The 24,467-nt window shown below is 38.4% G+C and carries 22 protein-coding genes; 10 read left to right on the forward strand and 12 right to left on the reverse strand.

The features are described from left to right. Positions 1-71: 71 nt before the first annotated feature. Positions 72-596, forward strand: coding sequence for a GNAT family N-acetyltransferase (locus ABFY81_RS00490; RefSeq protein WP_347912758.1), 525 nt, complete (start codon positions 72-74; stop codon positions 594-596). A 10-nt stretch (positions 597-606) separates the two neighbouring features. Here the strand turns inward: ABFY81_RS00490 and ABFY81_RS00495 are convergent, their stop codons facing one another. From ABFY81_RS00495 to ABFY81_RS00530, 8 genes are all read right to left on the reverse strand, one after another. Continuing rightward, a complete protein-coding gene (locus ABFY81_RS00495; RefSeq protein WP_151740752.1) occupies positions 607-906 on the reverse strand; it encodes a cyd operon YbgE family protein in 300 nt (99 codons plus the stop codon). Further along, on the reverse strand, positions 907-1,008 hold the full coding sequence (gene cydX / locus ABFY81_RS00500) for a cytochrome bd-I oxidase subunit CydX (RefSeq protein ID WP_002120988.1): 102 nt from the start codon (positions 1,006-1,008) through the stop codon (positions 907-909). A 13-nt stretch (positions 1,009-1,021) separates the two neighbouring features. Continuing rightward, positions 1,022-2,167 (reverse strand): cytochrome d ubiquinol oxidase subunit II, encoded by a 1,146-nt coding sequence (gene cydB, locus ABFY81_RS00505; protein ID WP_019458767.1) that lies wholly within the window; start codon positions 2,165-2,167, stop codon positions 1,022-1,024. Further along, positions 2,164-3,750 carry a cytochrome ubiquinol oxidase subunit I gene (locus ABFY81_RS00510; protein ID WP_151762120.1) on the reverse strand — a complete coding sequence of 529 codons (1,587 nt, stop codon included), beginning with the start codon at positions 3,748-3,750 and terminating at the stop codon, positions 2,164-2,166. The genes cydB and ABFY81_RS00510 overlap by 4 nt, the downstream gene beginning before the upstream one ends. After that, a complete protein-coding gene (cydP, locus tag ABFY81_RS00515; protein ID WP_004701293.1) occupies positions 3,750-3,944 on the reverse strand; it encodes a cytochrome oxidase putative small subunit CydP in 195 nt (64 codons plus the stop codon). The genes ABFY81_RS00510 and cydP overlap by 1 nt, the downstream gene beginning before the upstream one ends. A gap of 369 nt (positions 3,945-4,313) precedes the next feature. Beyond that, positions 4,314-4,922, reverse strand: coding sequence for an OB-fold-containig protein (locus ABFY81_RS00520; protein WP_004701294.1), 609 nt, complete (start codon positions 4,920-4,922; stop codon positions 4,314-4,316). 25 nt (positions 4,923-4,947) lie between these two features. Then, positions 4,948-5,256 (reverse strand): Rieske (2Fe-2S) protein, encoded by a 309-nt coding sequence (locus tag ABFY81_RS00525; RefSeq protein WP_004701295.1) that lies wholly within the window; start codon positions 5,254-5,256, stop codon positions 4,948-4,950. A gap of 16 nt (positions 5,257-5,272) precedes the next feature. Continuing rightward, positions 5,273-6,277, reverse strand: coding sequence for an adenosine kinase (locus tag ABFY81_RS00530; protein ID WP_347912759.1), 1,005 nt, complete (start codon positions 6,275-6,277; stop codon positions 5,273-5,275). Between the two features lie 238 nt (positions 6,278-6,515). On the opposite strand from ABFY81_RS00530, the gene ABFY81_RS00535 reads away from it, so the two are divergent. The 3 genes from ABFY81_RS00535 (at position 6,516) to ABFY81_RS00545 (ending at position 12,973) form a co-directional block, all read left to right on the forward strand. Then, positions 6,516-8,609 carry a TonB-dependent siderophore receptor gene (locus ABFY81_RS00535; RefSeq protein ID WP_347912760.1) on the forward strand — a complete coding sequence of 698 codons (2,094 nt, stop codon included), beginning with the start codon at positions 6,516-6,518 and terminating at the stop codon, positions 8,607-8,609. A 252-nt stretch (positions 8,610-8,861) separates the two neighbouring features. Further along, complete coding sequence (locus ABFY81_RS00540) at positions 8,862-11,801, forward strand: insulinase family protein (protein ID WP_347912761.1); 2,940 nt, start codon at positions 8,862-8,864, stop codon at positions 11,799-11,801. Positions 11,802-11,821: 20 nt separating this feature from the next. Next, a complete protein-coding gene (locus tag ABFY81_RS00545) occupies positions 11,822-12,973 on the forward strand; it encodes a phospholipase A (protein WP_347912762.1) in 1,152 nt (383 codons plus the stop codon). Positions 12,974-13,017: 44 nt separating this feature from the next. Here the strand turns inward: ABFY81_RS00545 and ABFY81_RS00550 are convergent, their stop codons facing one another. The 3 genes from ABFY81_RS00550 to ilvA all read right to left on the reverse strand — a co-directional run bounded on the left by ABFY81_RS00550 (position 13,018) and on the right by ilvA (position 16,716). Next, the gene (locus ABFY81_RS00550; protein WP_039249846.1) at positions 13,018-14,355 is read right to left on the reverse strand and encodes a TrkH family potassium uptake protein; all 1,338 of its coding nucleotides are present in this window, start codon (positions 14,353-14,355) and stop codon (positions 13,018-13,020) included. A gap of 18 nt (positions 14,356-14,373) precedes the next feature. Beyond that, positions 14,374-15,024, reverse strand: coding sequence for a TrkA family potassium uptake protein (locus ABFY81_RS00555; protein ID WP_049066688.1), 651 nt, complete (start codon positions 15,022-15,024; stop codon positions 14,374-14,376). A 144-nt stretch (positions 15,025-15,168) separates the two neighbouring features. Then, on the reverse strand, positions 15,169-16,716 hold the full coding sequence (gene ilvA, locus ABFY81_RS00560; RefSeq protein ID WP_347912763.1) for a threonine ammonia-lyase, biosynthetic: 1,548 nt from the start codon (positions 16,714-16,716) through the stop codon (positions 15,169-15,171). A gap of 101 nt (positions 16,717-16,817) precedes the next feature. Between ilvA and rpiA the strand changes: the two genes are divergently transcribed. Together rpiA and ABFY81_RS00570 are read left to right on the forward strand one after the other, a co-directional pair. Next, positions 16,818-17,489, forward strand: a complete 672-nt coding sequence (gene rpiA, locus ABFY81_RS00565) for a ribose-5-phosphate isomerase RpiA (RefSeq protein ID WP_347912764.1) — start codon at positions 16,818-16,820, stop codon at positions 17,487-17,489. After that, complete coding sequence (locus tag ABFY81_RS00570; RefSeq protein WP_347912765.1) at positions 17,489-18,169, forward strand: SprT family zinc-dependent metalloprotease; 681 nt, start codon at positions 17,489-17,491, stop codon at positions 18,167-18,169. The genes rpiA and ABFY81_RS00570 overlap by 1 nt, the downstream gene beginning before the upstream one ends. On the opposite strand, the gene ABFY81_RS00575 is transcribed toward ABFY81_RS00570, so the two are convergent. Further along, a complete protein-coding gene (locus ABFY81_RS00575) occupies positions 18,166-19,683 on the reverse strand; it encodes a hypothetical protein (RefSeq protein ID WP_347912766.1) in 1,518 nt (505 codons plus the stop codon). The two genes, ABFY81_RS00570 and ABFY81_RS00575, sit on opposite strands and share 4 nt — an antisense overlap. A 183-nt stretch (positions 19,684-19,866) precedes the next feature. Between ABFY81_RS00575 and argC the strand changes: the two genes are divergently transcribed. From argC to clpA, 4 genes are all read left to right on the forward strand, one after another. Further along, positions 19,867-20,922, forward strand: coding sequence for an N-acetyl-gamma-glutamyl-phosphate reductase (gene argC, locus ABFY81_RS00580; protein ID WP_212511273.1), 1,056 nt, complete (start codon positions 19,867-19,869; stop codon positions 20,920-20,922). Between the two features lie 75 nt (positions 20,923-20,997). After that, complete coding sequence (locus tag ABFY81_RS00585) at positions 20,998-21,756, forward strand: DUF6776 family protein (RefSeq protein ID WP_077163309.1); 759 nt, start codon at positions 20,998-21,000, stop codon at positions 21,754-21,756. Between the two features lie 9 nt (positions 21,757-21,765). Continuing rightward, entirely contained in the window at positions 21,766-22,179 is a 414-nt protein-coding gene (gene clpS, locus ABFY81_RS00590) for an ATP-dependent Clp protease adapter ClpS (RefSeq protein ID WP_001260033.1), read from the forward strand. 9 nt (positions 22,180-22,188) lie between these two features. Further along, positions 22,189-24,465 carry an ATP-dependent Clp protease ATP-binding subunit ClpA gene (gene clpA, locus ABFY81_RS00595; RefSeq protein ID WP_004701310.1) on the forward strand — a complete coding sequence of 759 codons (2,277 nt, stop codon included), beginning with the start codon at positions 22,189-22,191 and terminating at the stop codon, positions 24,463-24,465. The last annotated feature ends 2 nt before the right edge of the window (positions 24,466-24,467 follow it).

Consider the following 24,467-nt stretch of genomic DNA (forward strand, 5'->3'; position numbering starts at 1 on the left):
TGCTATTCAAAATAAAGCCGATTTAATATCGGCTTTATTTTTATAATATTTTAAATAGCCTAAGTATATTTATGATGAACTTAAATTTCCGTCTAGCAGAATTGAGTGACATAACGTCACTGGTCGATTTAATTAATCAATCGTATAGAGAACAACAAGGTAGAAGCTGGACAACTGAAATTGAATTTGTAAAAGGGCAACGTATTAGTCAAGAGCAACTACAACAGCAATTAGAGTTGTCTAATTCATTACTAATAGTTGCAGAAATAGATTCTTCAAAAATTGTTGCGTGTATCGGGTTAAATTTTCAGGATAATAATGTTGAGATTGGAACGTTCTGTACCGATCCTAATTTACAGAACATGAAAGTAGGCCGCTATGTTTTGGAATATGCAGAACAGTTTGCTTTGCAAAAAGTCCCTGAATTAGACAGTGCGATCATGTATGTATTAGATGTTCGTTCAGAACTGATTGCTTATTACGAAAGACGCGGATATACAAAAACAGGTCATGTAGAACCATATCCATATGAAGCAGATGTTGGCGTTCCTCTTGTGCCTATACAACTGATTGAAATGAAAAAGGACCTCAAATGAGGTCCTTTTTTTAGGTTAAAAACCAGATGTAATAGCCTAACAGCATAAGAGGCCAAGCTATCCAAGGGCTAAATAACCATTTCCATAACCAGAAGTGGGGTACGAAACCAACACCGTAGATAAACCCTCCGGAAATTCCCACCATAACCAGCATAAGCTGACTATGGTTGTAGTGTCCGTTTGCATCTAGCATCAGTGAAGGATGAATCAATAAAATTGCAGCAAGCGGCAATGCCAACAGAAATGAAATGGCCATTGCAAATGCTTGAGCTTTTCGTTGATTTGATGTTGTCATTGCATTTGCCATGATCTATTCCTCATCTAAATCTTGATGATGTTCGATATAAAGTGCACTGAGTACACCCGCAAAACATGCCATCAAAATTCCAAGAATCCATGCGAAATACCACATATGCTTCTCCTTATTAGTACAAGCTGTGCGAGTTTGACTCGATATGTTTATTGGTAATCACGCCCCACATTTTGTAATACGACCAAGTGGTATATATCAAAATGATTGGAACAAATATACAAGCAGCAACTGTCATAACACCTAAAGTACGATGACTTGATACAGCATCCCACATTGTTAAGCTAGAGTTCGGATTAACACTCGATGGTAACAAAAATGGGAAAAGAGCAAACCCAGCAGTTAAGATTGCACCTACAATCATTAAGCTTGTTCCAGCAAAACTTAAACCTGCTTTTGCTTTTGATGCCGTAAAGAGTGCGATAAGTGCCCCTAAAATTGCGAGAACTGGAGCAACTTTAGTGATTGGATAGTTACTGTAATTGTTCATCCAACCAGGATTATTATTTGTGATGACTTGTTTCGCCAAAGGATTAAGGGCAGCATTTGGATCAATTGCGGCTGCATAGCTATAACCTGGTACTTGACCGAAGTACAACCATGCACCAATGACAAGGAAACAAATTAAGAATACTGCTGCCATAATTTGTGTGGCTTTAGCAGAACGTTGTTTTAAAGCACCGTCTGTACGTAGCATTAGCCAAGCACCGCCATGCGCACACAACATGGATAAACTAACAATACCGCAAACTAAGGCAAATGGGTTAAGAAGAGCAAAGAAGCTACCTGAATATTCAGAGCGCAATGTGCTATCTAAACTAAAAGGGATACCTAAGAATAAATTACCGAACGCTACACCGAAAACTAGAGCAGGCACTGCACCACCTATACATAGTCCCCAATCCCAAGAGTTACGCCATTTTGTATTCTCAAGTTTAGAACGATAGTCAAAACCTACGGGGCGTAAGAATAGGGCAAATAGCACAAGTAATAAGGCCCAATACATTCCCGAGAATGCAACTGCATAAACCATTGGCCATGCAGCAAATAAGGCACCACCTGCAGTAATAAACCAAACCTGATTTCCATCCCAGTGCGGTGCAATGGTATTAATAGCCGCACGGCGTTCATTATCAGTTTTACCAACAAAAGGCATAAGTGCCATTGAGCCCATATCGAAGCCATCGGTTAAAGCAAACCCGATGAGTAATACTCCAACTAACACCCACCATATGATTTTTAGGAGTTCGTATTCAATCATGATAAAGCCTCCCCATTAACAGATGCTTTTGTCTCTTGCTTTTCAAAATGATATTTACCAGTGTGAAGTGAGCTTGGTCCTAAGCGAGCAAATTTAATCATTAAGTACATTTCAATAATAAGCAGGACAGTGTAGAACGCTGCTAACGCGAGGATAGAGCCCCATACATCACCTGTACTTAAACTCGAAGTTGATAAGTGAGTTGGTAGAATTTCACCAATAGACCAAGGTTGACGGCCACCTTCAGCAACGAACCAGCCTGTTTGAGCTGCAATCCATGGAAGTGGTAACGCAAACAATGCATATTTGAGTAACCACGGTTTATTTTCAGCATTTCTTTTTGCTACAGCCCAAGTGGCTAAAATGAAAAGAAGCAACATTAAGAAACCAGAGGCCACCATTGCACGGAATGAGAAGAATAGAGCAGTTACATTTGGAATGGTGTCTTTAACAGCGGCTTGAATGTTTTGTTCACTTGCATCCACGACATTTGGTGCGTATTTCTTAAGAAGTAAGCCATAGCCTAAATCTTTTTGATTTTTTTCAAATGAAGCTAATAACTCTGGTGAACGGTCTCCAGCACGTAGTTTTTCAAGTTCAGCATAAGCAAGCATACCGTTACGAATACGGACTTCGTGCTGTTGCATTAAGTCTTTTAGACCAGTGACTTCTTTGGTTGTTGAGCGAGTTGCAATTAGACCTAATGCATAAGGAATTTTAACTGCATAGTCTGTTCGCATTTCTTCATGGTTTGGTACACCAAATAAAGTAAATGGAGCAGGAGCAGGGTGAGTATCCCATTCCGCTTCAATTGCAGCGAGTTTAGTTTTTTGTACATCGCCTAGTTCATAACCAGACTCATCACCAAGCAAAATCACTGAAAGTGTAGAGGCAAGACCAAAAATGGCAGCAATCGCGAATGAACGGCGGGCAAAAGGCAGATCACGTTTTTTAAGTAAGTAGTAACTTGAAATTGCGAGTACGAAAATTGCACCTGTTACGTACCCAGCAGAAACAGTATGTACAAACTTAACCTGTGCTACAGGGTTAAAAATAAGTGCACCGAAATCTACAAGCTCCATACGCATTGTTTCAAAGTTGAATGCTGCACCTACAGGGTTTTGCATCCAACCATTGGCAACTAAAATCCAGAGTGCTGACATATTAGAGCCAAGGGCAACTAACCAAGTAACCCCTAAATGCTGTACTTTACTCAGACGGTCCCATCCGAAGAAGAATAAACCGATAAATGTTGACTCAAGGAAAAATGCCATCAAGCCTTCAATTGCTAATGGGGCACCGAAAATATCACCAACATAGTGTGAGTAATATGCCCAGTTTGTTCCGAATTGAAACTCCATGGTGAGGCCAGTAGTTACACCTAAGGCAAAGTTAATACCGAATAGTTTTCCCCAAAATTTAGTCATATCCTTGTAAATTTCTTTACCCGATATAACGTAAGTGGTTTCCATAATAGCCAGAATGAATGCAAGGCCTAGGGTCAAGGGTACGAAAAGAAAGTGATACATTGCGGTCATCGCAAACTGGAACCGCGAAAGATCAACCACGCTTTCAGAAATCATCAACGTGTCTCCTTAATATGGGAAGTATTATCGCCAGCAATATGCTCAGCGACTTGATTGTCGAAATTTTTGGGGATGGTGGGAGCATCAAACCAAATATGTTTGATTGTTAAGAGAAGCACGACTTTAATTATTAGAATAATCGTGATTTCTCTAACTAATTTGGCATTTATATCTAGATTTTTAAGGCTCATAAAATAAACCTCGATACATATTAATTTTATTATTAATCAAAATATATTAAAAATAAACAATAAATATATTTTAAATAAAAACTTAATTATCTTTATTATTTAAAACAATAACTTAGGTGTTTAAATAATTTAAAATAAAATATCTTACTAAAATAGTTTGAATTTATTGTTAAATCCAACTAAAACACTTGTAAATAATAAAAATTAAATCCAACTAAAATACTTGGTTATTTTTTATTCTGAGTGTTTTGGTTGGTTTAAAATAAAAAATGAACAAATAGAAGGGAGTGGATATGACTCAGTTAAGAAAGAGCATCCATAAAAAATATTGTTTTGATAAATCTTAAAAAGGGTATAAAAGTATAAAAATTAGTCGGGTGCAAATAAGTCGTTGGACATCGAAATCTTTTTTGCAAGATAGTGGCTTTTTTGAACTCTCACTAAAATTACTTGTGAATATAATTCTAATTCACCATATTCTGGTTCAACTTGAACATAATGTAGTTGACCAAATTCATCTCTTACGCGTGCTTGAGCTGAAAAACCTGGTCTAGCACTGCCACTTGAGATAGTTGCTAGTCGTCCTAACAGATTGTAATTGGTGTGAGTGAGCTTTGGTTTAATCACTTGGTCAAGACAGTGGATCATGAATACAGTAAAAAAGATTGCGATGACCAGTGCAGGAATAATTAAATAAAAAGGAGTAATAAAGTAATGCTGTATTGCAAAGAAAGAGAGTTGTAAGAAATAACCTGCAAAGCTGAAATTAATAAGTAAAAAAACGAAAATTAGAGCTTTAGAAAATTTAACATTCAGTAATGGGGAGTTAGTAAGCCAATCGGGTGCAATTTTTTTAAGTAGTTGGCTTGGACGTAATCCAATATACATACCAATGGTTTCTACCACGCTGAGCAATATCAAAGCCACAACACTTAAATGAAATGGCATAAGATAATAATTAAAAAAGAAATCAGCCATGGTAGAAACTCTAATGTTGATGATCTTAGTCTACGATATAAATACCGCCATCTGAATGGACTTTAATCTCAACTTTATTTAAAAAATCACCTAAACAAGGACCTGATATACATTCACCCGTTTCCACGTTAAATAAAGCACCGTGAGTAGAACATTGAATATATTCTTGGTCTTGATCTAGAAATTGATTTTCTAAGTATTCAAGTTCTGTTTGCAAATGTGGGCATAAATTCTGATAAGCATAGAATGAGCCATCACGCTGTGTAATGAAAATAGTCGTTCCTTGTAAAGTGTCAAAAGCTCTAGCTTCACGCTCAGGAACTTCTTCCGTCATACAGATCCTTTCCATTTCAAGCACATTCCTTCTGAAAATTTTCAAGAAGTTTAGCATAGTCATTAATGGCTAAACGAGGACCAAATTGAGACACAACTTCACTAGAAATTAGGATGGCTAACTGTGCAGCAGCATTTAAATCTTCGTGATGGTTTAATGCATAGAGGAATGCGCCTGCAAAAGCATCACCAGCGCCATTTGTATCTACAGCTTCGACATGACGACCTGCCACATGAAAATGTTGCGTAGGGTTTGCAACTAAAGCACCTTTTGCACTTTGTGTAATCACAATGGTGTGGTTTTTAAAGCGTAATTGAGCAAGTGCATCTTCTACGGTAGTCGTATTGGTATACATTAAAGCTTCTTGTTCATTACAGAACAATAAATCTACACCATCATCCATCAGTTCTTCTAGGCCTTCACGGGCATATTGAACCATTGCAGGATCTGATAAAGATAAAGCGATTTTAACGCCGTGAGCTTTTGCAATTTCTCGTGCTTGTTTTACTGCTTTACGAGCTGTTTCACTTGTAGAGAGGTAACCTTCAATATAGAGCCATTTTGCTGTTTTTAACGGCTCAAAATCGATTTGATCATGAGAAAGTTCAGCCGTAATACCTAAATAAGTATGCATGGTACGCTCAGAGTCTGGGCTAATAAGTACCATACAGGTACCTGTTACACCTTCACTGATTGACTTAGGAGTGGTTTGGATGCCAGCTTCGTTTAGACCTTGTAGATAAATTTCGCCCAATTGATCATGACCAACACGACACCCATAAAAAGCGCTACCACCTAATGCACTAAAGGCTACAGTTGTGTTTGCAGCAGAACCACCACTTGCTTGGCCTTTGTAATCTTGAGTTTGCTTTAAATTTTCATATAAAGCAGATTGTGTTTCACCGTCAGACAACTGCATTGTGCCTTTTTGTAAGCCTTGCTGACTAAGAAAATCATCAGACACTTTAAATTCTTGGTCGATTAATGCATTACCAATTGCAAAAAGATCTACAGTTGTCATATGTGTTGTCACAGAGTAAAAAATCAGATTTATAAGTTTACACCATTGCTCACATTTGCTGTAGTTTGTTGAATAAAATTCAGGTAATTCAGCGGTTAGCAGACAAAGTATGTTTTGACTAGGCTATTGAAACAATCCTTTTAATAAATATTATCAATTAATAATGATTCTTGATAATATTTACAAATGTATAGTATTTCATTGAAACTTCGCCTGAAATTATTCGTAGCGAACTTACATGAAGCGTTCTATTTTATTTATTTCATCATTTGGGGTTATAACAGGCCATGTATATGCCGCAGAGGCAGACTCACAGGCTGTAACCAACCTTCCAACAATTTCAGTAAAGGCTGAGAAGGAAAAAAGTTTAAAACAAGAAGTAGGTCAAGCATCCAGTGCCACTAAGGGACTTATGCAATTAAAAGATGTTCCTCAAATTGTAAATGTTGTACCGAAACAAATTTTAAGAGAGCAGACAGTGACCTCTATGCAAGGTGCCTTGCAAAACGTTGCTGGTTTAAGCTTTAGTGTCGGGGATGGACAACGTGATCAGGTCATGATTCGCGGTTTCTCAGCAATCACAGATAATTATGTAGATGGTATTCGCGATGATGCATTGTATTTTCGTGATATGTCGAATGTTGAACGAATCGAAGTATTAAAAGGACCTGCCTCTGTACTTTATGGGCGTGGTTCGGCGGGTGGTTTGGTCAATAAAATTAATAAAAAACCAATGGATCAATCTTTGCGGGAAGTGAGCCTGATTGGTGGTACTACAGGTCAACGCCGTGCAGAAGTCGATGTGAATGAAAAAGTAGCAGAGAATGTTAAGGTTCGTTTAACTGGTGCAGTTGAAGATTCAGATGGTTATCGTGATCAGGCCTTTTTAAAACGTCAGGCGGTGGCTCCATCAGTACAGTGGGATATTAGCGATAAAACTAAACTTTTACTTCAGGCTGACTATTTGCATGATGATCGTTTAGCTGATCAAGGCTTCCCGACAGATCCAATTACAGGTAAACCTGTTAAAACAAATCCTAAAACTTTTTATGGTGCATTAAACGGTAAAGAAGTTGGGGATGTTGACACTGAAATCTCAAGTCAAACTATCAGCTTAGACCATGAGTTTAATGATCAACTCAAATATCATGGTGCAGTTCGCCACTATAACTACTCATTAGACCGTCAATATAGTGTTGATACGCATCCTGCTGATAAGTCAAAAATTACTTTGACTCAAAATAAACGCTTGCGGAATGAAGATGGTGTATATGTTCAACAAGAGTTGAGCGCTTTATTTAATACAGGTTTCTTAAAGCATAGTACCTTAATAGGTACTGAATATAGCAAGCAGCATAAAGATGAGATACTTTGGCAAGGTGCTAAAACAACTACAGATTTATATGATCCTAAATTAGAGTACTGGGCGCCTATTAATACTGGAACTACAGCTGCACGTAATAACAATAGCAATACTTTTGAAAACTACGGCGTGTATCTGCAAGACTTAATGACTGTTACAGACCAGCTTAAAGTTTTAGTTGGTTTACGTTATGACAATTTATCTCAAGATCGTGATGATAAAACAAGCGCGAATTTAGACTTAAACCGTACTGACAATACTTATTCTCCACGAATTGGAGTGGTCTATCAGCCAATAAGCAATCTTTCACTCTATACTTCTTATAACCGTTCTTTCCAGCCTTTGGCTGATTCATTTGTTTTTTATCAAAACAGTGATGATTTAAAGCCAACAAAAACCGAAAATTATGAGGTGGGTGCAAAGTGGGATGTAAATGATCAATTGAATGTGACATTGGCTTTATTTGAAATGAGCCAAACCAATATTCAAAATCAAGATCCAGCTAATCCAACGCAAGCACTGTTAGCAGGCGAACAAAAAACCAAAGGTGTTGAACTTTCATTAACAGGTCAGTTGACTGATCAATTGTCCGTGCTAGCTGGCTATTCTTATATGAATGGTAAGATTGAAAAATCGACTATTGGATTTACGGATAATCACTCAGCGCTTACGCCAAACAACACAGCTAATCTGTGGTTAAAATACCAAATTAATGATCATTGGTATGCAGCTGTAGGTGGTCGTGGTGAATCATCACGTTTTAGCGCGCCAGATAACAAAAACGTTTTACCAGGTTATGCTGTTGTAAATGCGGCCTTAGGTTATCAAAGTGAACGTTATGATGTGAACTTGAACCTAAATAACTTGTTTGATCGTGATTACTTTGTTTCAGGTCATAGTGGAGCAAATGATTCAAACATGATGGGTGACCCGCTAAATGCACAAGTCGCACTTCGCTATCGTTTTTAATTAACAAATATCAAAAAAAGCTCATCGAAATGATGAGCTTTTTTGTGTGTTGTATAGCATATAGATAGTATTAAAAGGTTTTGTTCTGCTAGGATACAACCACGTGGGCTATGTGTTTGATATCAAAGCTATGCCCATGAAAACTAATACTCAACAAAAACATAGTATTTTACTTGGCTTTTGTTCGCCAATCTCAAGCCGACTCAGGCTATAATGAGACTTATTCACTTATCCGATATGTTAGGAGATCACATGACTGTAGATGTCACTGAAACCATTTCTCAAACTGTTCACCCTGCGTTTCAGTTGCTACGTCAGCACCATGTTGAAGCATTAGATATTTTAGTGTCTGAATATAAGCATAAAGTCACAGGTGCGGTGCATTATCACTTGGCAACTGATTATGATGAAAATGTATTCCTTGTTGCGTTCAGAACACAACCGATGGATTCTAAAGGAACTGCACATATTTTAGAGCATACAGCTTTATGTGGTTCTGAAAAGTTTCCTGTTCGTGACCCATTCTTTTTAATGATTCGCCGTTCATTAAATACATTTATGAACGCATTTACAGCAGCAGATTGGACAGCCTATCCATTTGCAACTCAAAATAAGAAAGATTTCCAAAACTTACTCTCTGTTTATCTTGATGCGGCTTTTTCAGCAAATTTAAATCCTCTTGATTTTGCTCAAGAAGGTATTCGTATTGAACTTGAAAATGATCAGCCTGTATATAAAGGCGTAGTGTTCAATGAAATGAAAGGTGCAATGAGTGCACCGTCTGATCAGCTTTATCACCAGTTGGCTCATCATCTATTCCCTGAAACTACATATCACTACAACTCAGGTGGTGATCCTAAAGATATTCCTGATTTAACGTATGAACAGTTAGTCGAATTTTATAAAACTCATTACCATCCAAGTAATGCGGTATTTATGACCTTCGGTAACCAAACGGCATATGAGTTACAAGAGCAATTTGAAAAACTAGCTCTACATAAGTTTGCTGCGGGTACAACTTTATATTCAAAACCAGAAAAACGTTTAACAGCACCTATAGAAGTTACAGAAAACTATGCTGTTGATGGAGATGAGTTAAAAGATAAAACTTACCATGTATTGTCTTGGTTGTTACCGCAAGCGAGTGATATCAAACTACGTCTAGGTATGCGTTTGGTTGAAGGTGTTTTACTTGAAAACTCCGCGTCGCCACTACGTCATTATTTAGAAACTTGTGGTTATGCTCAGTCAACTGGTCCATTAATGGGCGTAGATGACAGTAACTTTGAAATGACATTCTACTGTGGTGTTCAAGGTTCAAACCCAGAGTATGCCGAAAGCTTTAAAGATGGTGTTTTAAATATTTTACGTGAAGTAGCTGCAAAACCAATTGATTCAGCTTTAGTTGATGCGATTTTGCATCAAATCGAATTGCATCAACGTGAAATTAATGGTGACGGTACACCATATGGTTTAAGTTTGATTTTAAATGGTTTAACTGGTGCTATTCATCATAATGACCCAATTCAGATCTGGGATGTTGATAGTGCCATTGCTCAGGTCAAAGAAGAACTCCAAGACCCAATGTGGTTATCTAATTTAATTCAAACACATTTGTTAGATAACCCACATCGTGTCCAAATGACTTTAGTACCTGATGCAACCAAGTCTGTAAAAGAGCAAGAAGCTGAAAAGGCACGTTTAGCTGCGATTGGTGAAAAGCTTACTGAAGAAGACAAAGCAGAGATCGTTGCTAAAACCAAAGCATTACAACAACGTCAAGATACACCAGACAATCTTGAGCTATTACCTAAAGTTGGTCTAGAAGACGTTCCTGCTGACTTGCATATTGTACAAGGTCAATTGCGTGAAATTATCTGTAATCGAATGGATACGCCGTTGAATTTGTATCATGCTGGAACGAATGGCATTTACTATCAACAAGTCCTCATTCAGATTCCTGATGATGTTGTTAGCTCACCATATTTCAATTTACTCTCTATCTTAATGGGTGAAGTTGGTGCAGGTGAGTATGACTATCTTGAACTACAAAACTTACAAACAGCTGTAAGTGGTGGTTTGGGAATGGGTGCTTCGTTACGCAGTAAAGTTGACGATAAAGACAAAATTAGTGCTTGGTTAACTTTAACGACTAAATCTTTAACTCAGAAGTTCGATGCGATTCATTTATTAAAACTAGCATTTGAACAACTTCGCTTCGATGAGAAAGAGCGCATTATTGAGTTGTTACAGCAACGTAAGACACGTTGGCAGTCTCGTTTATCAGGAGCTGGTCATAGTTATGCGATGCAGATTGCTTCTCGTAATATGAGTGCATTAGCTCAACGCGACTATCAAAACACTGGCTTAGGTGCGTTGAACTGGTTGGGTGAGCTTGTTACTAAAATTACTCAAGACGATGCCGCTTACGATGCACTTATTGCTGAATTGAAGCATATCCATACCAAATTATTGCAAGCACCTAAACAGTTCTTATTGGTATGTGAAGAGCATCAGTCAGAGCGTTTGGTTGAAGAAATTCAAAACGTTTGGGATAAATTAAACGTTGATAATGCAGCGGCTGAGTTAAACCAAGTTGAGCAAGAAAATACGAACGAACATGAAGCTTGGTTAATTCAAACCAATGTTCAGTTCTGTGCTTCTGCATATCAAGCAGTTGAAGTGTCTCATCCAGATGCAGCACCTTTAATGGTGTTGGCAGCCTACTTGCGTAATGGTTTCTTACACAGCGCTATTCGTGAAAAAGGTGGTGCTTATGGTGGTGGTGCTAGCTATGATGGAAATGCATGTTCATTCCGTTTCTTTAGTTACCGTGACCCACGTTTAGCTGAGACGTTTAAAGACTTTGAAGCGAGCGTGCAATGGTTATTAAATACAGAGCAACAACCTCATCAGCTTGAAGAAGCAATTCTTGGTCTGGTGGCAAGTATGGACAAACCTGGATCACCGGCAGGTGAAGCAATTACAGCATGTTATGCACTGTTACATGCAAGAACTCCAGCTTTCCGCCGTACCTTACGTGAAAGACTATTGCATGTGACTCTAGAAGACTTACAGCGTGTTGTGCGTCAATATTTAATTGAACAAACACCTGTAAAAGCTGTGGTTGCACCTTTTGCAAAACGTGATGAATTGCAGCAACTGGGCTTTACAATTAAACAAGTTAATTAAAATAAAAATTGGAGATGAACATGGCGTTCAGACAATTTGAACGCACATCATTACAGCTAAGTATGGGAACCCTGCTTAGCTGTTTATGTGCGTCGGTGGTATATGCTGACACCTTAGCCCCTGTAAAACCTGCGACCGTAGATGCATGTGTTGCCCTTGCTTCAAATGCTGATCGCCTAGCTTGTTATGACTCTGTATTTAAACCCTCGGCTTTGCCCGCTCTGCAAGCTGCAGCAGTCCCAGAGCCTGTTAAAAAAGTTGATCAGCCTGCTGTTCAACCTGAAACATTTAAAGAGAAGGTTGTAGATACGGTTAGTAATATAAAAGTAATAGGGAAGGCTCCAAAAATTGAGCCTACTACTTCTTTACTAGACCAACGGTGGGAGTTATCTGAAAAGAGTAAGCTCGGTGTTTGGAATATTCGTGCTTATCAGCCTGTCTATTTACTACCAGTATTTTGGACTAGTGATAAAAATGAATTTCCAAGTAGTCCAAATCCCAATAACACTGTTAAAGAAGCTCAAGATTTGAAATCGACGGAAACTAAATTTCAAATTTCTTTGAAAACTAAAGCTTGGGAAAATATTTTTGGCAACAATGGTGATTTGTGGGTGGGGTATACGCAATCTTCACGTTGGCAGACATTTAATGCTAAAGAATCTCGTCCTTTCCGTGAAACGAACTATGAGCCTGAAGCAAGTTTAATGTTTAGAACAAACTATGAGTTGCTCGGTTTAGATGGTCGTTTATTAGGTGTAACTTTAAATCACCAGTCAAATGGTCGTTCAGATCCTTTATCTCGTAGTTGGAACCGTGTCATTTTTAATGTGGGCTTAGAGCGTGGTAACTTTGCTGTCATGCTTCGTCCTTGGGTACGCATTAATGAAGCTGCCAAAGATGATAACAATCCTGATATTGAAGATTATGTTGGGCGTGGGGATTTAACTGCTTTTTATAAGTGGAAAGATAACGATTTCTCTTTAATGCTACGCCACTCTTTAAAAGGTGGTGATGACTCTCATGGTGCAGTTCAGTTTGACTGGGCGTTCCCAATTAGTGGTAAGTTACGTGGTCACTTTCAGCTATTTAATGGATATGGTGAAAGCTTAATTGACTATAACCACCGCGCAACTTATGCAGGTTTGGGTGTTTCACTCATGAACTGGTACTAAGTTCAAGCTGATAAAAAATGCCGCTGTAAAAGCGGCTTTTTTTATTAACCAATTTGAATGTTGGCCTGAGGATGTTTAAGGCGACTCTTTTTAGGTGTGGCGATCAAATATGCCAGAGTTAAAGGTCCAAGTCTTCCTGCAAACATAAGTAGGCTTAAGATAAATAGGCTACCATTGTGTAAATCTGGTGTAATACCACGAGAGAGTCCAACTGTGCAGGCTGCCGATACTACTTCAAATAATAAGTTCATAAAGTCAGCTTTCGGTTCTAAAAGCAAAAGTATGAAGAACCCAATAAATATAAGAATGCTGGTAATTGCAGTAACTGCTAAGGCCTTATAAGTAGTTTCATGAGAAACAGAATGATTGAAGACTCTAATTTCATCTGTACGTCTTAGAAATGAAAGTACACTTAAAACCAATATCGCAAAGGTTCCTACCTTAATACCACCAGCGGTACTCAGTGAGCCGCCACCAATAAACATAAGCAGCATCATAACCAATGAACTACTATTGGTCATTGCACCTGTATCAATAGTATTAAACCCTGAAGATCGTGGAACAGTCGCTTGGAACCAAGCATGTAAAGCTTGATCGCCTACACTCAGCATTCCTAATGTATGTGGGTTCTGCGCTTCTAGAGCCCAGATTAATATGAAGGCGACTAAATTAATAATCGCTATTGTTGTAAGTATTAGTTTGCTATTGGGGCTTAGTTTTTTCCACTTTTTATTCTGCTTGATATCCATCAAAACTAAAAAGCCAAGTCCACCTAAGATATAAAGTAAACTCACTGTAAGGCAGATTACATAGTTGTTTTGGAACCCCATTAAACTATTATTAAATAAAGAAAAACCCGCATTGTTAAATGAAGAAATACTATAAAAAATTGCATAATACAAACCGCGAGCAAAACCAAACGCAGGTGTAAATGCAGTCGTAAGAATTATGGTTCCGATCAATTCAAAAAGAAAAGTATAGGCGACAACACCTTTTGCAACAAAAGTCACTTTAGAGAGGCTAGTTTGACCGAGACTGTCTTGAGCCATCATTTGTTGCTTAAGGCCTACTTTAGGCGATAGACTTAATGCGGCTAAAATGGCAAAAGTCATAAAACCTAAACCACCTGACTGAATCAGTAATAAAATAATGACTTGCCCAAAAAGTGTAAAAGATTGATGAATATTTAAAACAGATAAACCTGTAATGGTAACCGCTGAGGTTGCTGTAAATAATGCATCCATCCAGCTGACATGTCCGTTATTGGCAATAGGAAGCTTAAGCAACAATGTGCCGAATATAATAAATGCTAGAAACCCTAACGCTAATAAAGATGGAGGACTTAAATTTAGTGTTTTGTGTGGCTTAGGTTTAAGAGACATATTTTCTAGTTCGTTTTCTTATAAGAAACAATGTGAGAGTTTTTTAAGTTGCTGTAAATGACCTTCCAAAATAATAATATCATGCATTTTTAAGGTAAAAGTCTCATCAGTTTCAAATAGAATTTGCTGCTGTCTTTTTACAAGTAGTGTTTTAACCTGTGGTGCTTGCTGCATAATTCCATACAAGTTAATGCCATTCAATTTCTCGGGAATATCAATTTTCACAATATAGTGATCATCATCTAAAGACATGTAGCGGCTCACCATAGGGTAATTGAGTGCTTGTGCAACACGTACACCCATGTCTTCTTCGGGATGAATGATTTTATTGATATTGAGGTGAGACAAAATTGTGTGGTGGGCTTTAGTTTTTGCTTTTACCCAGATTTTATCAATACCGAGATTTTTTAAATTCAGCACACATAAAATACTGGCTTCAATATCTTCACCAATTGCAACGACAACTGCATCACAATTTTGAATGTTTAATTCATCTAGTACATGTTCATCTGTAGCATCAGCAATGACCGCATGAGTTAAAACATCGGCAAGGTTCTCTACATTCTTTTTGACTGTATCAATGCCAATAACATCATGATTTAATTTTGTGAGTTCTTGAGCAACTGTTGCTCCAAAACTTCCCAAGCCGATGACCGCGAACTGTGCCATAAATAACCTTTTATACTTAATTAGGGCTTTATTTTTAATGAAATTTTCTTTGAGATAAAGACAAGCAATGTAAATATAAAAAAATATTGAGCTTAAATTATAAAAAAGCCGACAAATTTGCCGGCTTTTTATCAAAAAAAAAGATTATTTCAAGAAACGCTTATAACCCACATTGTCAGTAATTTCTGCATATGGATAGCTAATTTGCTCTAGAGTTTCGATTAAGCCATCTGGATTTTGTTTGGCATCTGTTGCTTGTAAACCAACCAATACGCGACCTTCAGCAGCACCGTGGTTACGGTAATGGAACAGGGTGATATTGTGGGTTGGGCCTAAACGAGTTAAGAAGGTGAGTAATGCACCTGGACGCTCAGGGAACTCAACACGGAACAATCTTTCATCGTCCAGATTAGCATGACCACCAATCAAGTAACGAATATGCAATTTAGCAACTTCATCATCAGATAAATCATCGACAACATAATTTTGCTGTTTAAGCTGCTCTAAAATTTCATGACGTTCAGCATCACCACCTTTTAAGCTAATACCCACAAACACTTGGGCTTCATCTGTGTTATTTGCACGGTAGTTAAACTCGGTAATATTGCGGCCTTGTAGGGCACGGCAGAAACCTAAGAATGCGCCTTTTTCTTCAGAAAGCGTAACCGCATAAATTGCCTCGCGTTGCTCACCTAGTTCAGTACGCTCTGCAATGTAACGTAAGCGGTCAAAGTTCATGTTGGCACCACAAACAATCGACACCATGTTTTTACCGGTAATTTTATGCTCAGCTACATATTTTTTAATACCAGCTAACGCCATTGCACCTGATGGTTCAACAATGCTACGGTTTTCATCAAAAGTATCTTTAATTGCAGCACAGATTTCATCTGTATTTACAGTCACAATGTCTGGGTCAACAATTGGACCTGAGTTATCAGATTTGCGAAGACGAATAATATCAAACGGCAAAGCACCAATTTGTGCAACAGCAGTACCGTCTGCAAATAAGCCTACATGTGGCAAGATTACGCGCTCATTGGCTTCTAGTGCTGCTTTTAAACAAGCAGACTCTTCATATTCAACGCCAATAATTTTCACATGGGGTGCAACTTCACCAAGGTAAGCTGCTACACCCGAAATTAGGCCACCACCACCTACAGCAACAAACACATATTCTACATCACGCCATTGACGTAAGATTTCATTTGCAATGGTGCCTTGACCAGCAATGACAAGTTCATCGTCATAGGGTGGAATGAATACAAGTCCTTCAACTTCGGCACGTTGTTGCGCATATTTATTTGCTACATCAAAACTATCACCATGCAATACAACTTGGCCACCCAAGCGTTTAACTGCTTGAACTTTAATGTCAGGAGTTGTACTTGGCATAACAATAATTGCAGGAATGCCTAAACGTTGACCGGACAATGCTACACCTTGAGCATGGTTACCCGCAGATGCACAGATTACACCACGCTCAAGTTGGTCTTTCGGTATTTGACTAATACGGTTATAAGCACCGCGTAATTTAAAAGAAAAAACAGGTTGTAAATCTTCACGCTTAAAACGAATTGTATTATTTAATTTTTGACTAATTCGTGGAGCTGCTTCGAGAGGTGTTTCAATTGCAACATCATAAACCGTTGCTTGTAAAATTTGTCGTACCACACGAGACAGCATGTTCATCTTCCCTATAACAGTTTAAAATAGGAAATTATTGTAGCAAACCCTTGTGCATTTGCGCCGTTTATTGGCGCATAAATGTCAAAAAATAGTTGAGTGATGTAATGAGCCTATATGCAACCCAAGATGAAAAGAAACAAGCTGCTGCGAAAGCTGCTTTAAAACACTTACCCAAAGGTGGCATTTTAGGGGTAGGAACTGGAAGTACTGTAAATTTTCTAATTGATTTGTTGCCTGAATTACAGTTAGAAGCAGCAGTAGCAAGTTCGCAAGCAACAGCAGACCGTCTTAAAAAATTAGGTATCGAAGTGGTTGATATGAACCATGTAGGTGGTTTAGATGCCTATGTGGATGGTGCAGATGAAATTGATCGCCATATGCATATGATCAAAGGCGGCGGCGCAGCATTAACTCGTGAAAAAATTGTAGCTTCAATTGCTAAAAAATTTGTATGTATTGTTGATGATTCGAAATGGGTTGATCAACTTGGTCGTGATTTCCCATTACCAGTAGAAGTAATTCCAATGGCGCGCTCTGCTGTAGCTCGTAAATTGGTCAGCTTAGGTGGTGATCCAGTTTACCGCGAAGGTGTGGTGACAGATAATGGAAACGTTATTTTAGATGTATTTAATTTGAATATCTTAAACGCAATTGATTTGGAAAAGACCATCAACAACATTCCGGGTGTTGTGACTAACGGTATTTTTGCGTTAAACCCTGCAACAATTGCAATTGTTGCGACAAATAATGGTATTGAAGAGCATACTGCACAGTAATGTCTGTGGAAATGCCAGAAATTAAAATTGTTCGTCACGTAAGGGCAAGAAAATTGCGCTTACGTGTTGAGCCTGCCTCTATACGACTGACTGTCCCGCTATTTTGTAGCAAGAAACAGATTCAGCTGTTTTTGGCGCAGTCTGAACAATGGTTGATCGAGACGTGGAGTAAACAGCAGCACGTTCAATCAGCATCCGTTGAGATTCCTTCAGAAATTTCCTTTTTCAATAGAGAACAGCCTTTTCAAATTGTGGTGCAAAAGCAACATCGCATTTTTCAGTTTGATTGGGAAAATAATTATTTATTTATTAAAGACCAACAGCCTTACCAAGCTTTACAAAATGCCGTGATTGCTTATGCCAAACAAGAGTTGCCACTTCTTTTATCAGAACTTAGTCAAAAAACGCGTTTAACGTATTCAGAATGTACAATTCGACGTCCTAAAACACGTTGGGGAAGTTGTAGTAGTCAGCATAATATTATGTTGCATGCAGGCTTGGTTCTTATGCCAGCCCAAATTACCCGTTATGTTTGCATTCATGAGTTAGCACACACCAAACACTTCGATCATAGCCCTGCATTTTGGGCCGAAGTTGCAAAGTTCGACCCCAACTATATGCAGAACCGCAGACAATTAAAAGCCAATCCATTGCCTGCGTGGTGGTATATAACAGCTTAGCTAAAGCTACATTCCAATTGTTTTGTTTGTAATACATCTGGGGCTTTGCGGCTATCAAGGCCAGCTTGGGCACTGACAATTTTATTGGCTTTAATATGTAACTGTATAAAATTATATTGCTGCGTTGAGTTGTTTGGTTCAGATGAGCTTGAGTTAAGTAAGTAACTATAACTTGCAGCATCTGTTTGCAGTAAGTTGTCTGTACTATCCGCACTCAATGCAGAACGATAAATCTGAGAACCTTGAATTAACTCAATTTGTCCATTTGCACGGAAATTAAGTTGGCAGCCTGATGCGCTGTTTTCATAGTGACCGACTAAATAGTCTGTGGCAGGTAGTTTAGGGTCAGCTATATTGATGCTGGTCAAACCTTGTTTACATGGATAAGCCGAACCATTACAAGTCGCCGTAATACCACTAAAACCAACAGCACGTCGATAATCACCCGTACCATCTATACGGAAAAAATCAGTCGTATTGCCAATAGGAACTATACCTGCGTATTGTTTATTTTTTAAAAGGTCGTAACCTACTGGGTCTAGAAGAAGTTGATCTTTCAAATTTGCTAGTTGTAATGTGGCCGCTTTTAGATTGATTTCAAAATAATCACGAGTTACTTTTTGATTGGCTGCAATGTCCAAAAGCGTATTTTTTGCTGGGTCAATATTATCTGGTGAGGGGTTAAAAATAGTTGTTATGGTTGTATTATCACCAATAAGTTTTTTGCCATCCAAATATCCATCTTTTAAATCGGTTGCAAGACTATTTGTGAGTTCTTGGTAAGAATTCGGATTACCATGGATCGTATTCCAATATTGTAAATATCCAAAGCTAAGATAGCTGTCCACATAAGTACTTGGCTTTGTGGTTGAGTATTTCAATACATTTAAAATTGTAAGCGTATTTATAGGACTTAAACTTGGAAGATTCGTATCTTTAAAAGCATTAAGAAGAGACCTGAAAACATCTTGAGAAGCTAAGTCAACATGTAATTGCTCAATACGGGTCGGATCTATCGTTTCTTGTGGAAGTTGTCCTGATCGGATTACAGCACGCTGATAAATTGCTTCTGAACTTGGACTAATCAGTTGAGTTTTATTACTTATTGCACTTGGGGTAATAAAAGCATGATAGACGCCAGAAATATTTTGATATTTAGAATTAATCGGGTCAAATACTTGAGATGAAGCCTGAGTTATGACTTCGACTCGATAAAGACGGTTCAATTTAGTACTTGGAAGTTTAATATTATAACTTGTTAAACTCGCAACTTGGGTATCAATCAAAATACTATTGTCGGTATTGTCATAGACTTTAAGTTGAACATTACGCATTTCGACAGGGGTTTTAAGTGTGAAATCTGTCGTAACTTCAGGAGTTGGCACAGTAGGTGTCGTTGTATTAGATGAACCGCTACTACTGCCACCACCACATCCCACAAGGGCTGCGCTTAAAATTAAAGTACTAAGGCCGAGATAAGTGCGCAACTTTGTTTGTTTTGATTGATCAAGCATCCTAGCTCTCCAAAAATGAATCTGGTATTTATTTACTGATATTTGTTTGGTTCTGACAGACCAGCAAGTGCTATGTAATTAACGCTAAAAAATAAAAAAATTAAAATTACCAAGCATGAAATGGTTTTGTAAGCCTGGACATCCTGTCATACTACCGCAAGTATAGATTCAATATTTGAGGTAATGCACGTGATTTCTGTCGGAATTGTTGGTGGAACTGGTTATACAGGCGTTGAACTATTACGTATTTTATTACGACATCCAAAAGCGCAGGTTCGAGTTCTGACTTCACGTACAGAAGCAGGCAAACCAGTTGCTGATATGTTCCCAAACTTACGTGGGCATACAGATCTTCAATTTTCAGATTTAAATATTGATGCATTAAAAGAATGTGATGTTGTATTCTTTGCAACCCCACATGGTGTTGCGATGCAACATGCAAAAGATTTGATCGAAGCAGGGACCAAAGTTATTGATTTGGCAGCGGACTTTCGCCTGCAAAATCTTGAACAGTTTGAAAAATGGTATGGCATGGAACATGCGTGCCCAGATGTACTAAAAGATTCTGTTTATGGTTTAACTGAGTTAAATCGTGAAAAAATTAAGCAAGCTCAAGTCATTGGTAATCCAGGTTGTTATCCAACAACTGTTCAATTAGGTTTGGCTCCACTTTTAAAATCTGCACAAGCATTGATTGAAACCAAGAATATTATTATTGATGCAAAATCAGGGGTTTCAGGTGCTGGCCGTAAAGCAAGCTTAGGCATGATTTACAGTGAAAATGCCGATAACTTTAAAGCCTATGGTGTTGCAGGTCACCGCCACCATCCAGAGATTGTTGAAGCACTAGAAAATATTGCGGGACAGAAAGGTGGCTTTGAAGGGCTCTTATTTGTACCGCATTTGGTGCCAATGATTCGCGGTATGTTGAGTACAATTTATGTGGACTTGACAGAGACAGGTAAGCAAACAGACTTACAAGCTTTGTATGAAAACTTCTATGCAAATGAAAAATTTGTAGATGTTATGCCTGCAAATAGCTCACCTGAAACACGTAGTGTACGTGGAGCAAACGAGTTACGTATTGCTTTGTATAAACCACAACCAAATAAACTCATTATTTTGGCGGCGCAAGATAACCTTGTAAAAGGTGCATCTGGTCAAGCTGTACAAAATATGAACCTTATGTTTGGTTTTAATGAAGACGAAGGCTTACAAGGGATTGGTTTATTACCATAAAAAACTCTTTTTTGCTTCACACACATTTAAATTTCGATTTAAATGTGTGTCTTGACTCTGATCTTAAACACTGAGATGACGATGCAAAACTCGGAACAGACGACTTCTGTAGAAAGTTCGTTGCAAAAGAAAAAATTTTTAAACACTAATAAACCTTTGTTTATTGGTGCCGCTATTTTAGTAAGTGGTTGTTTTGCGCTCGGCTATACAATTGGACACCGTCAAGGTTTAACTGTTGTAGGTTACGATGCAGATGCAGAGCAATTGGTTGAAGTAGTGCAAAAGCAAAAAACAGCGTTAGATGCAGTCAATAAAAGCCTGAACGCTGCTGTACAAGAGCGTGATGTTGCTGTTACAAATGCGAATGATCTGTTTACAGCACTGAATCAAGCAAATGCTGATAAAACACAACAAGAAGGTATGAGTAATATCTACCGAGAAATTTTAAGACAACGCGGTGGTTTAAGCTTAACGATTCAAAATTTGGCAATTAAGCCATTACCAGAAAATGCTTATGAATATCAGCTTGATCTGGTACAAGTGAGTCCAAGTAAACGCCGTGCTTCTGGCTCAGTAGAGATTAGACTGATTAAAGATACAGAAGTTTTGGTTGTACCGCTTGAAGATAAGAACTTTAACTTCACTGATTTTGAGCGTTTAACAGGCCGTTGGACCATGCCTAAGGGTTTCACACCTCAGTTTATTGAAGTGCGTTTAACGGGTGGTTCTGATACACCTGTGATTAAGCGTTTTAGTTGGCAGCGTGGTGCACCTGTCGAAACACCTTCTGCTTTTGTTGCAGAAATTCCCCAAGCTGAAGCAAATTCACAATAGTAACATCATATGCGAACAAATAAGCGTCAAACAAATTTAAAAGATATTAAGGCTTCTTTTCAGCAGTCTGGCTATGTCGATTGGCACTTCAATCCACGCTTAAGTGATTCGCAAAACGAAGATCATGATGGAGAGGTTGTTGTTCAAACAGCACCTCCCGAACTCAAGCGTCCGCCCTTATATGCAGTAGTATTATTGAACGACGATTACACACCAATGGACTTTGTAATTGAAATTTTACAACAATACTTTGCAATGAATCTTGACCAAGCAACTCAAGTAATGCTAACAGTACACTATGAAGGTAAAGGTACTGCCGGGGTATATCCAAGAGACATCGCGGAAACCAAGGCAAACCTTGTTAATAATTACGCTCGATCGCAAGGTCATCCATTACTTTGCCAGATTGAGCCTAAAGCATAAGGGGGTCACATGCTCAGTCGTCAATTAGAAGTATCATTACGTTTGGCTGTTAGCATGGCTCGTCAAAAGAGACATGAGTTTCTTACAGTTGAACACTTACTATTAGCCTTACTCGATAACGATTCGGCTGTGAATGCATTAAAAGCATGCGGAGCTGATATTGTTTCTTTACGTAAAGAATTAGAAGAATATGTAGAACAACATACTCCTAAGCTTGGCGAAAATAGCGAGCAAGCTCCACATCCAACTGAAAGTTTCGACCGCATTTTGCAACGTGCAATTTTCCACGTTCAATCGAGTGGTGGTGATCGTACTGTTGAAGGTGCGGATGTTTTGGTCGCAATGTACTCAGAGCGTGATTCTTTTGCTGTTTATTTACTTAAACGTCATCAAATTAATCGTTTGACTTTGACTCAATACTTGTCTCATGGGACGCGTAAAGACGAAGTTCAAGTTGAAGAAGAAGTTGAAGACATTGAGGGTGAAAGCAATTCAGGCAATGCAGGGCCATTGGAACTTTATACGCTCAATTTAAATGTTGAAGCGCAAAAAGGAAAAACAGACCCACTTATTGGCCGTGAAAAAGAAATTGAGCGTACAGCGCAAATTCTTTGCCGCCGTCGTAAAAACAACCCATTGCTAGTGGGTGATCCAGGTGTAGGTAAAACTTCCATTGCAGAAGGCCTTGCTTGGCTCATCGTAAATGGTAAAGCACCAAAACCATTGAGCAATGCAGAAGTCTATAGTCTCGACATTGGCGCATTGGTAGCAGGTACAAAATACCGTGGTGATTTTGAAAAACGTTTAAAACAATTGCTGAATGCTTTGAAGAAAAATCCAAACGCGATTTTATTCATTGATGAAATTCATATGATTATTGGCGCTGGCTCAAGTATGGGCAGCACTATGGATGCATCGAATCTCATTAAACCAGCTTTGGCAAATGGTACTTTACGTTGCATTGGTTCAACGACTTTCCAAGAATATCGTCAGGTATTTGAAAAGGATCATGCGTTATCTCGTCGTTTCCAAAAAATTGACGTAAATGAACCAAGCATTTCTGAAACTATCGATATTTTACGTGGCTTGAAAACCAAGTTTGAAGATTTCCACCACGTACAGTATGACGACAAAGCTTTGGTTTCTGCGGTTGAGCTTTCTGCGAAATTTATTAATGATCGTTTCTTGCCAGATAAAGCAATTGATGTCATCGATGAAGCAGGTGCACAACGCCGCTTAAAAGCAGAAAGTGAAGACAGCTTAATTACTGTAGAAAATATTGAAGACATCGTTTCTAAAATTGCGCGTATTCCACCTAAGACTGTGTCTAAAGATGATAAATCAGTACTTGAAAATCTTGAGCGTGACCTAAAACGTGTTGTCTTTGGTCAAGACGAAGCAATCACTGCTTTGGCTTCTGCAATCAAGTTGTCACGTGCTGGTTTGAAATCGCCAGATAAACCTGTTGGTAGCTTTGTGTTTGCTGGCCCAACGGGTGTTGGTAAAACTGAAGTTACTAAACAATTAGCGAAATTGCTAGGCGTTGAGCTTGTTCGTTTCGATATGTCTGAGTATATGGAACGTCATGCTGTTTCTCGTTTAATTGGTGCTCCTCCAGGTTATGTAGGTTATGACCAAGGTGGTTTGCTCACAGATGCGATCCATAAAAATCCGCATTGTGTCTTGTTGCTTGATGAAATTGAGAAAGCACATCCTGATGTGTTTAATCTGTTGTTGCAAATCATGGACCATGGTGCGTTGACAGACAATAATGGTCGTAAGTCAGACTTCAGAAATGTCATTATTGTATTGACCACAAACATTGGTGCAGAAAGTATTTCACGTGCAAGCATTGGATTTACAGAGCAAGACCATAGCTTAGATAACCAAGATGCAATGAAGCGTGCATTCTCACCAGAGTTCCGTAACCGTCTAGACAGTGTTATTCAGTTTAAAGCTTTACCAACCACAGTAATTGAATCTGTAGTTGATAAATTCTTAACAGAATTACAAGCACAGTTAGATGAAAAACGTGTGGTTCTAGATGTAGATCAAAGTGCGCGTGACTGGTTAGCAACCAATGGTTATGATCGTTTAATGGGTGCTCGCCCAATGCAACGTCTCATTCAAGAACACTTGAAGAAACCATTAGCTGAAATGATTCTGTTTGGTGAACTTGCAGATCATGGCGGTAATGTGGCGGTATCAGTGAAGAAAGAAGATGGCAAAGCAGTTGGTCTTAAACTTGAAGTTTTTGAAGATCACCATACGGCAGAACCTGCTTAATC

It is taken from the genome of Acinetobacter sp. WA-87 (assembly GCF_039938935.1).
Classification (GTDB): domain Bacteria; phylum Pseudomonadota; class Gammaproteobacteria; order Pseudomonadales; family Moraxellaceae; genus Acinetobacter; species Acinetobacter seifertii.

Excerpts from the sequence above, each read along its gene's own strand:
- clpS (WP_001260033.1), top strand. The coding sequence starts at position 21,766 with ATGCGAACAAATAAGCGTCAAACAAATTTAAAAGATATTAAGGCTTCT.
- cydX (WP_002120988.1), bottom strand. The coding sequence starts at position 1,008 with ATGTGGTATTTCGCATGGATTCTTGGAATTTTGATGGCATGTTTTGCG.
- ABFY81_RS00545 (WP_347912762.1), top strand. The coding sequence starts at position 11,822 with ATGGCGTTCAGACAATTTGAACGCACATCATTACAGCTAAGTATGGGA.
- clpA (WP_004701310.1), top strand. The coding sequence starts at position 22,189 with ATGCTCAGTCGTCAATTAGAAGTATCATTACGTTTGGCTGTTAGCATG.
- rpiA (WP_347912764.1), top strand. The coding sequence starts at position 16,818 with ATGAGCCTATATGCAACCCAAGATGAAAAGAAACAAGCTGCTGCGAAA.
- ABFY81_RS00570 (WP_347912765.1), top strand. The coding sequence starts at position 17,489 with ATGTCTGTGGAAATGCCAGAAATTAAAATTGTTCGTCACGTAAGGGCA.
- ABFY81_RS00530 (WP_347912759.1), bottom strand. The coding sequence starts at position 6,277 with ATGACAACTGTAGATCTTTTTGCAATTGGTAATGCATTAATCGACCAA.
- ABFY81_RS00555 (WP_049066688.1), bottom strand. The coding sequence starts at position 15,024 with ATGGCACAGTTCGCGGTCATCGGCTTGGGAAGTTTTGGAGCAACAGTT.
- argC (WP_212511273.1), top strand. The coding sequence starts at position 19,867 with ATGCACGTGATTTCTGTCGGAATTGTTGGTGGAACTGGTTATACAGGC.
- ABFY81_RS00575 (WP_347912766.1), bottom strand. The coding sequence starts at position 19,683 with ATGCTTGATCAATCAAAACAAACAAAGTTGCGCACTTATCTCGGCCTT.
- cydP (WP_004701293.1), bottom strand. The coding sequence starts at position 3,944 with ATGAGCCTTAAAAATCTAGATATAAATGCCAAATTAGTTAGAGAAATC.
- ABFY81_RS00510 (WP_151762120.1), bottom strand. The coding sequence starts at position 3,750 with ATGATTTCTGAAAGCGTGGTTGATCTTTCGCGGTTCCAGTTTGCGATG.
- ABFY81_RS00520 (WP_004701294.1), bottom strand. The coding sequence starts at position 4,922 with ATGGCTGATTTCTTTTTTAATTATTATCTTATGCCATTTCATTTAAGT.
- ABFY81_RS00585 (WP_077163309.1), top strand. The coding sequence starts at position 20,998 with ATGACGATGCAAAACTCGGAACAGACGACTTCTGTAGAAAGTTCGTTG.
- ABFY81_RS00535 (WP_347912760.1), top strand. The coding sequence starts at position 6,516 with ATGAAGCGTTCTATTTTATTTATTTCATCATTTGGGGTTATAACAGGC.
- cydB (WP_019458767.1), bottom strand. The coding sequence starts at position 2,167 with ATGATTGAATACGAACTCCTAAAAATCATATGGTGGGTGTTAGTTGGA.
- ABFY81_RS00490 (WP_347912758.1), top strand. The coding sequence starts at position 72 with ATGATGAACTTAAATTTCCGTCTAGCAGAATTGAGTGACATAACGTCA.
- ABFY81_RS00540 (WP_347912761.1), top strand. The coding sequence starts at position 8,862 with ATGACTGTAGATGTCACTGAAACCATTTCTCAAACTGTTCACCCTGCG.
- ABFY81_RS00550 (WP_039249846.1), bottom strand. The coding sequence starts at position 14,355 with ATGTCTCTTAAACCTAAGCCACACAAAACACTAAATTTAAGTCCTCCA.
- ilvA (WP_347912763.1), bottom strand. The coding sequence starts at position 16,716 with ATGAACATGCTGTCTCGTGTGGTACGACAAATTTTACAAGCAACGGTT.
- ABFY81_RS00525 (WP_004701295.1), bottom strand. The coding sequence starts at position 5,256 with ATGACGGAAGAAGTTCCTGAGCGTGAAGCTAGAGCTTTTGACACTTTA.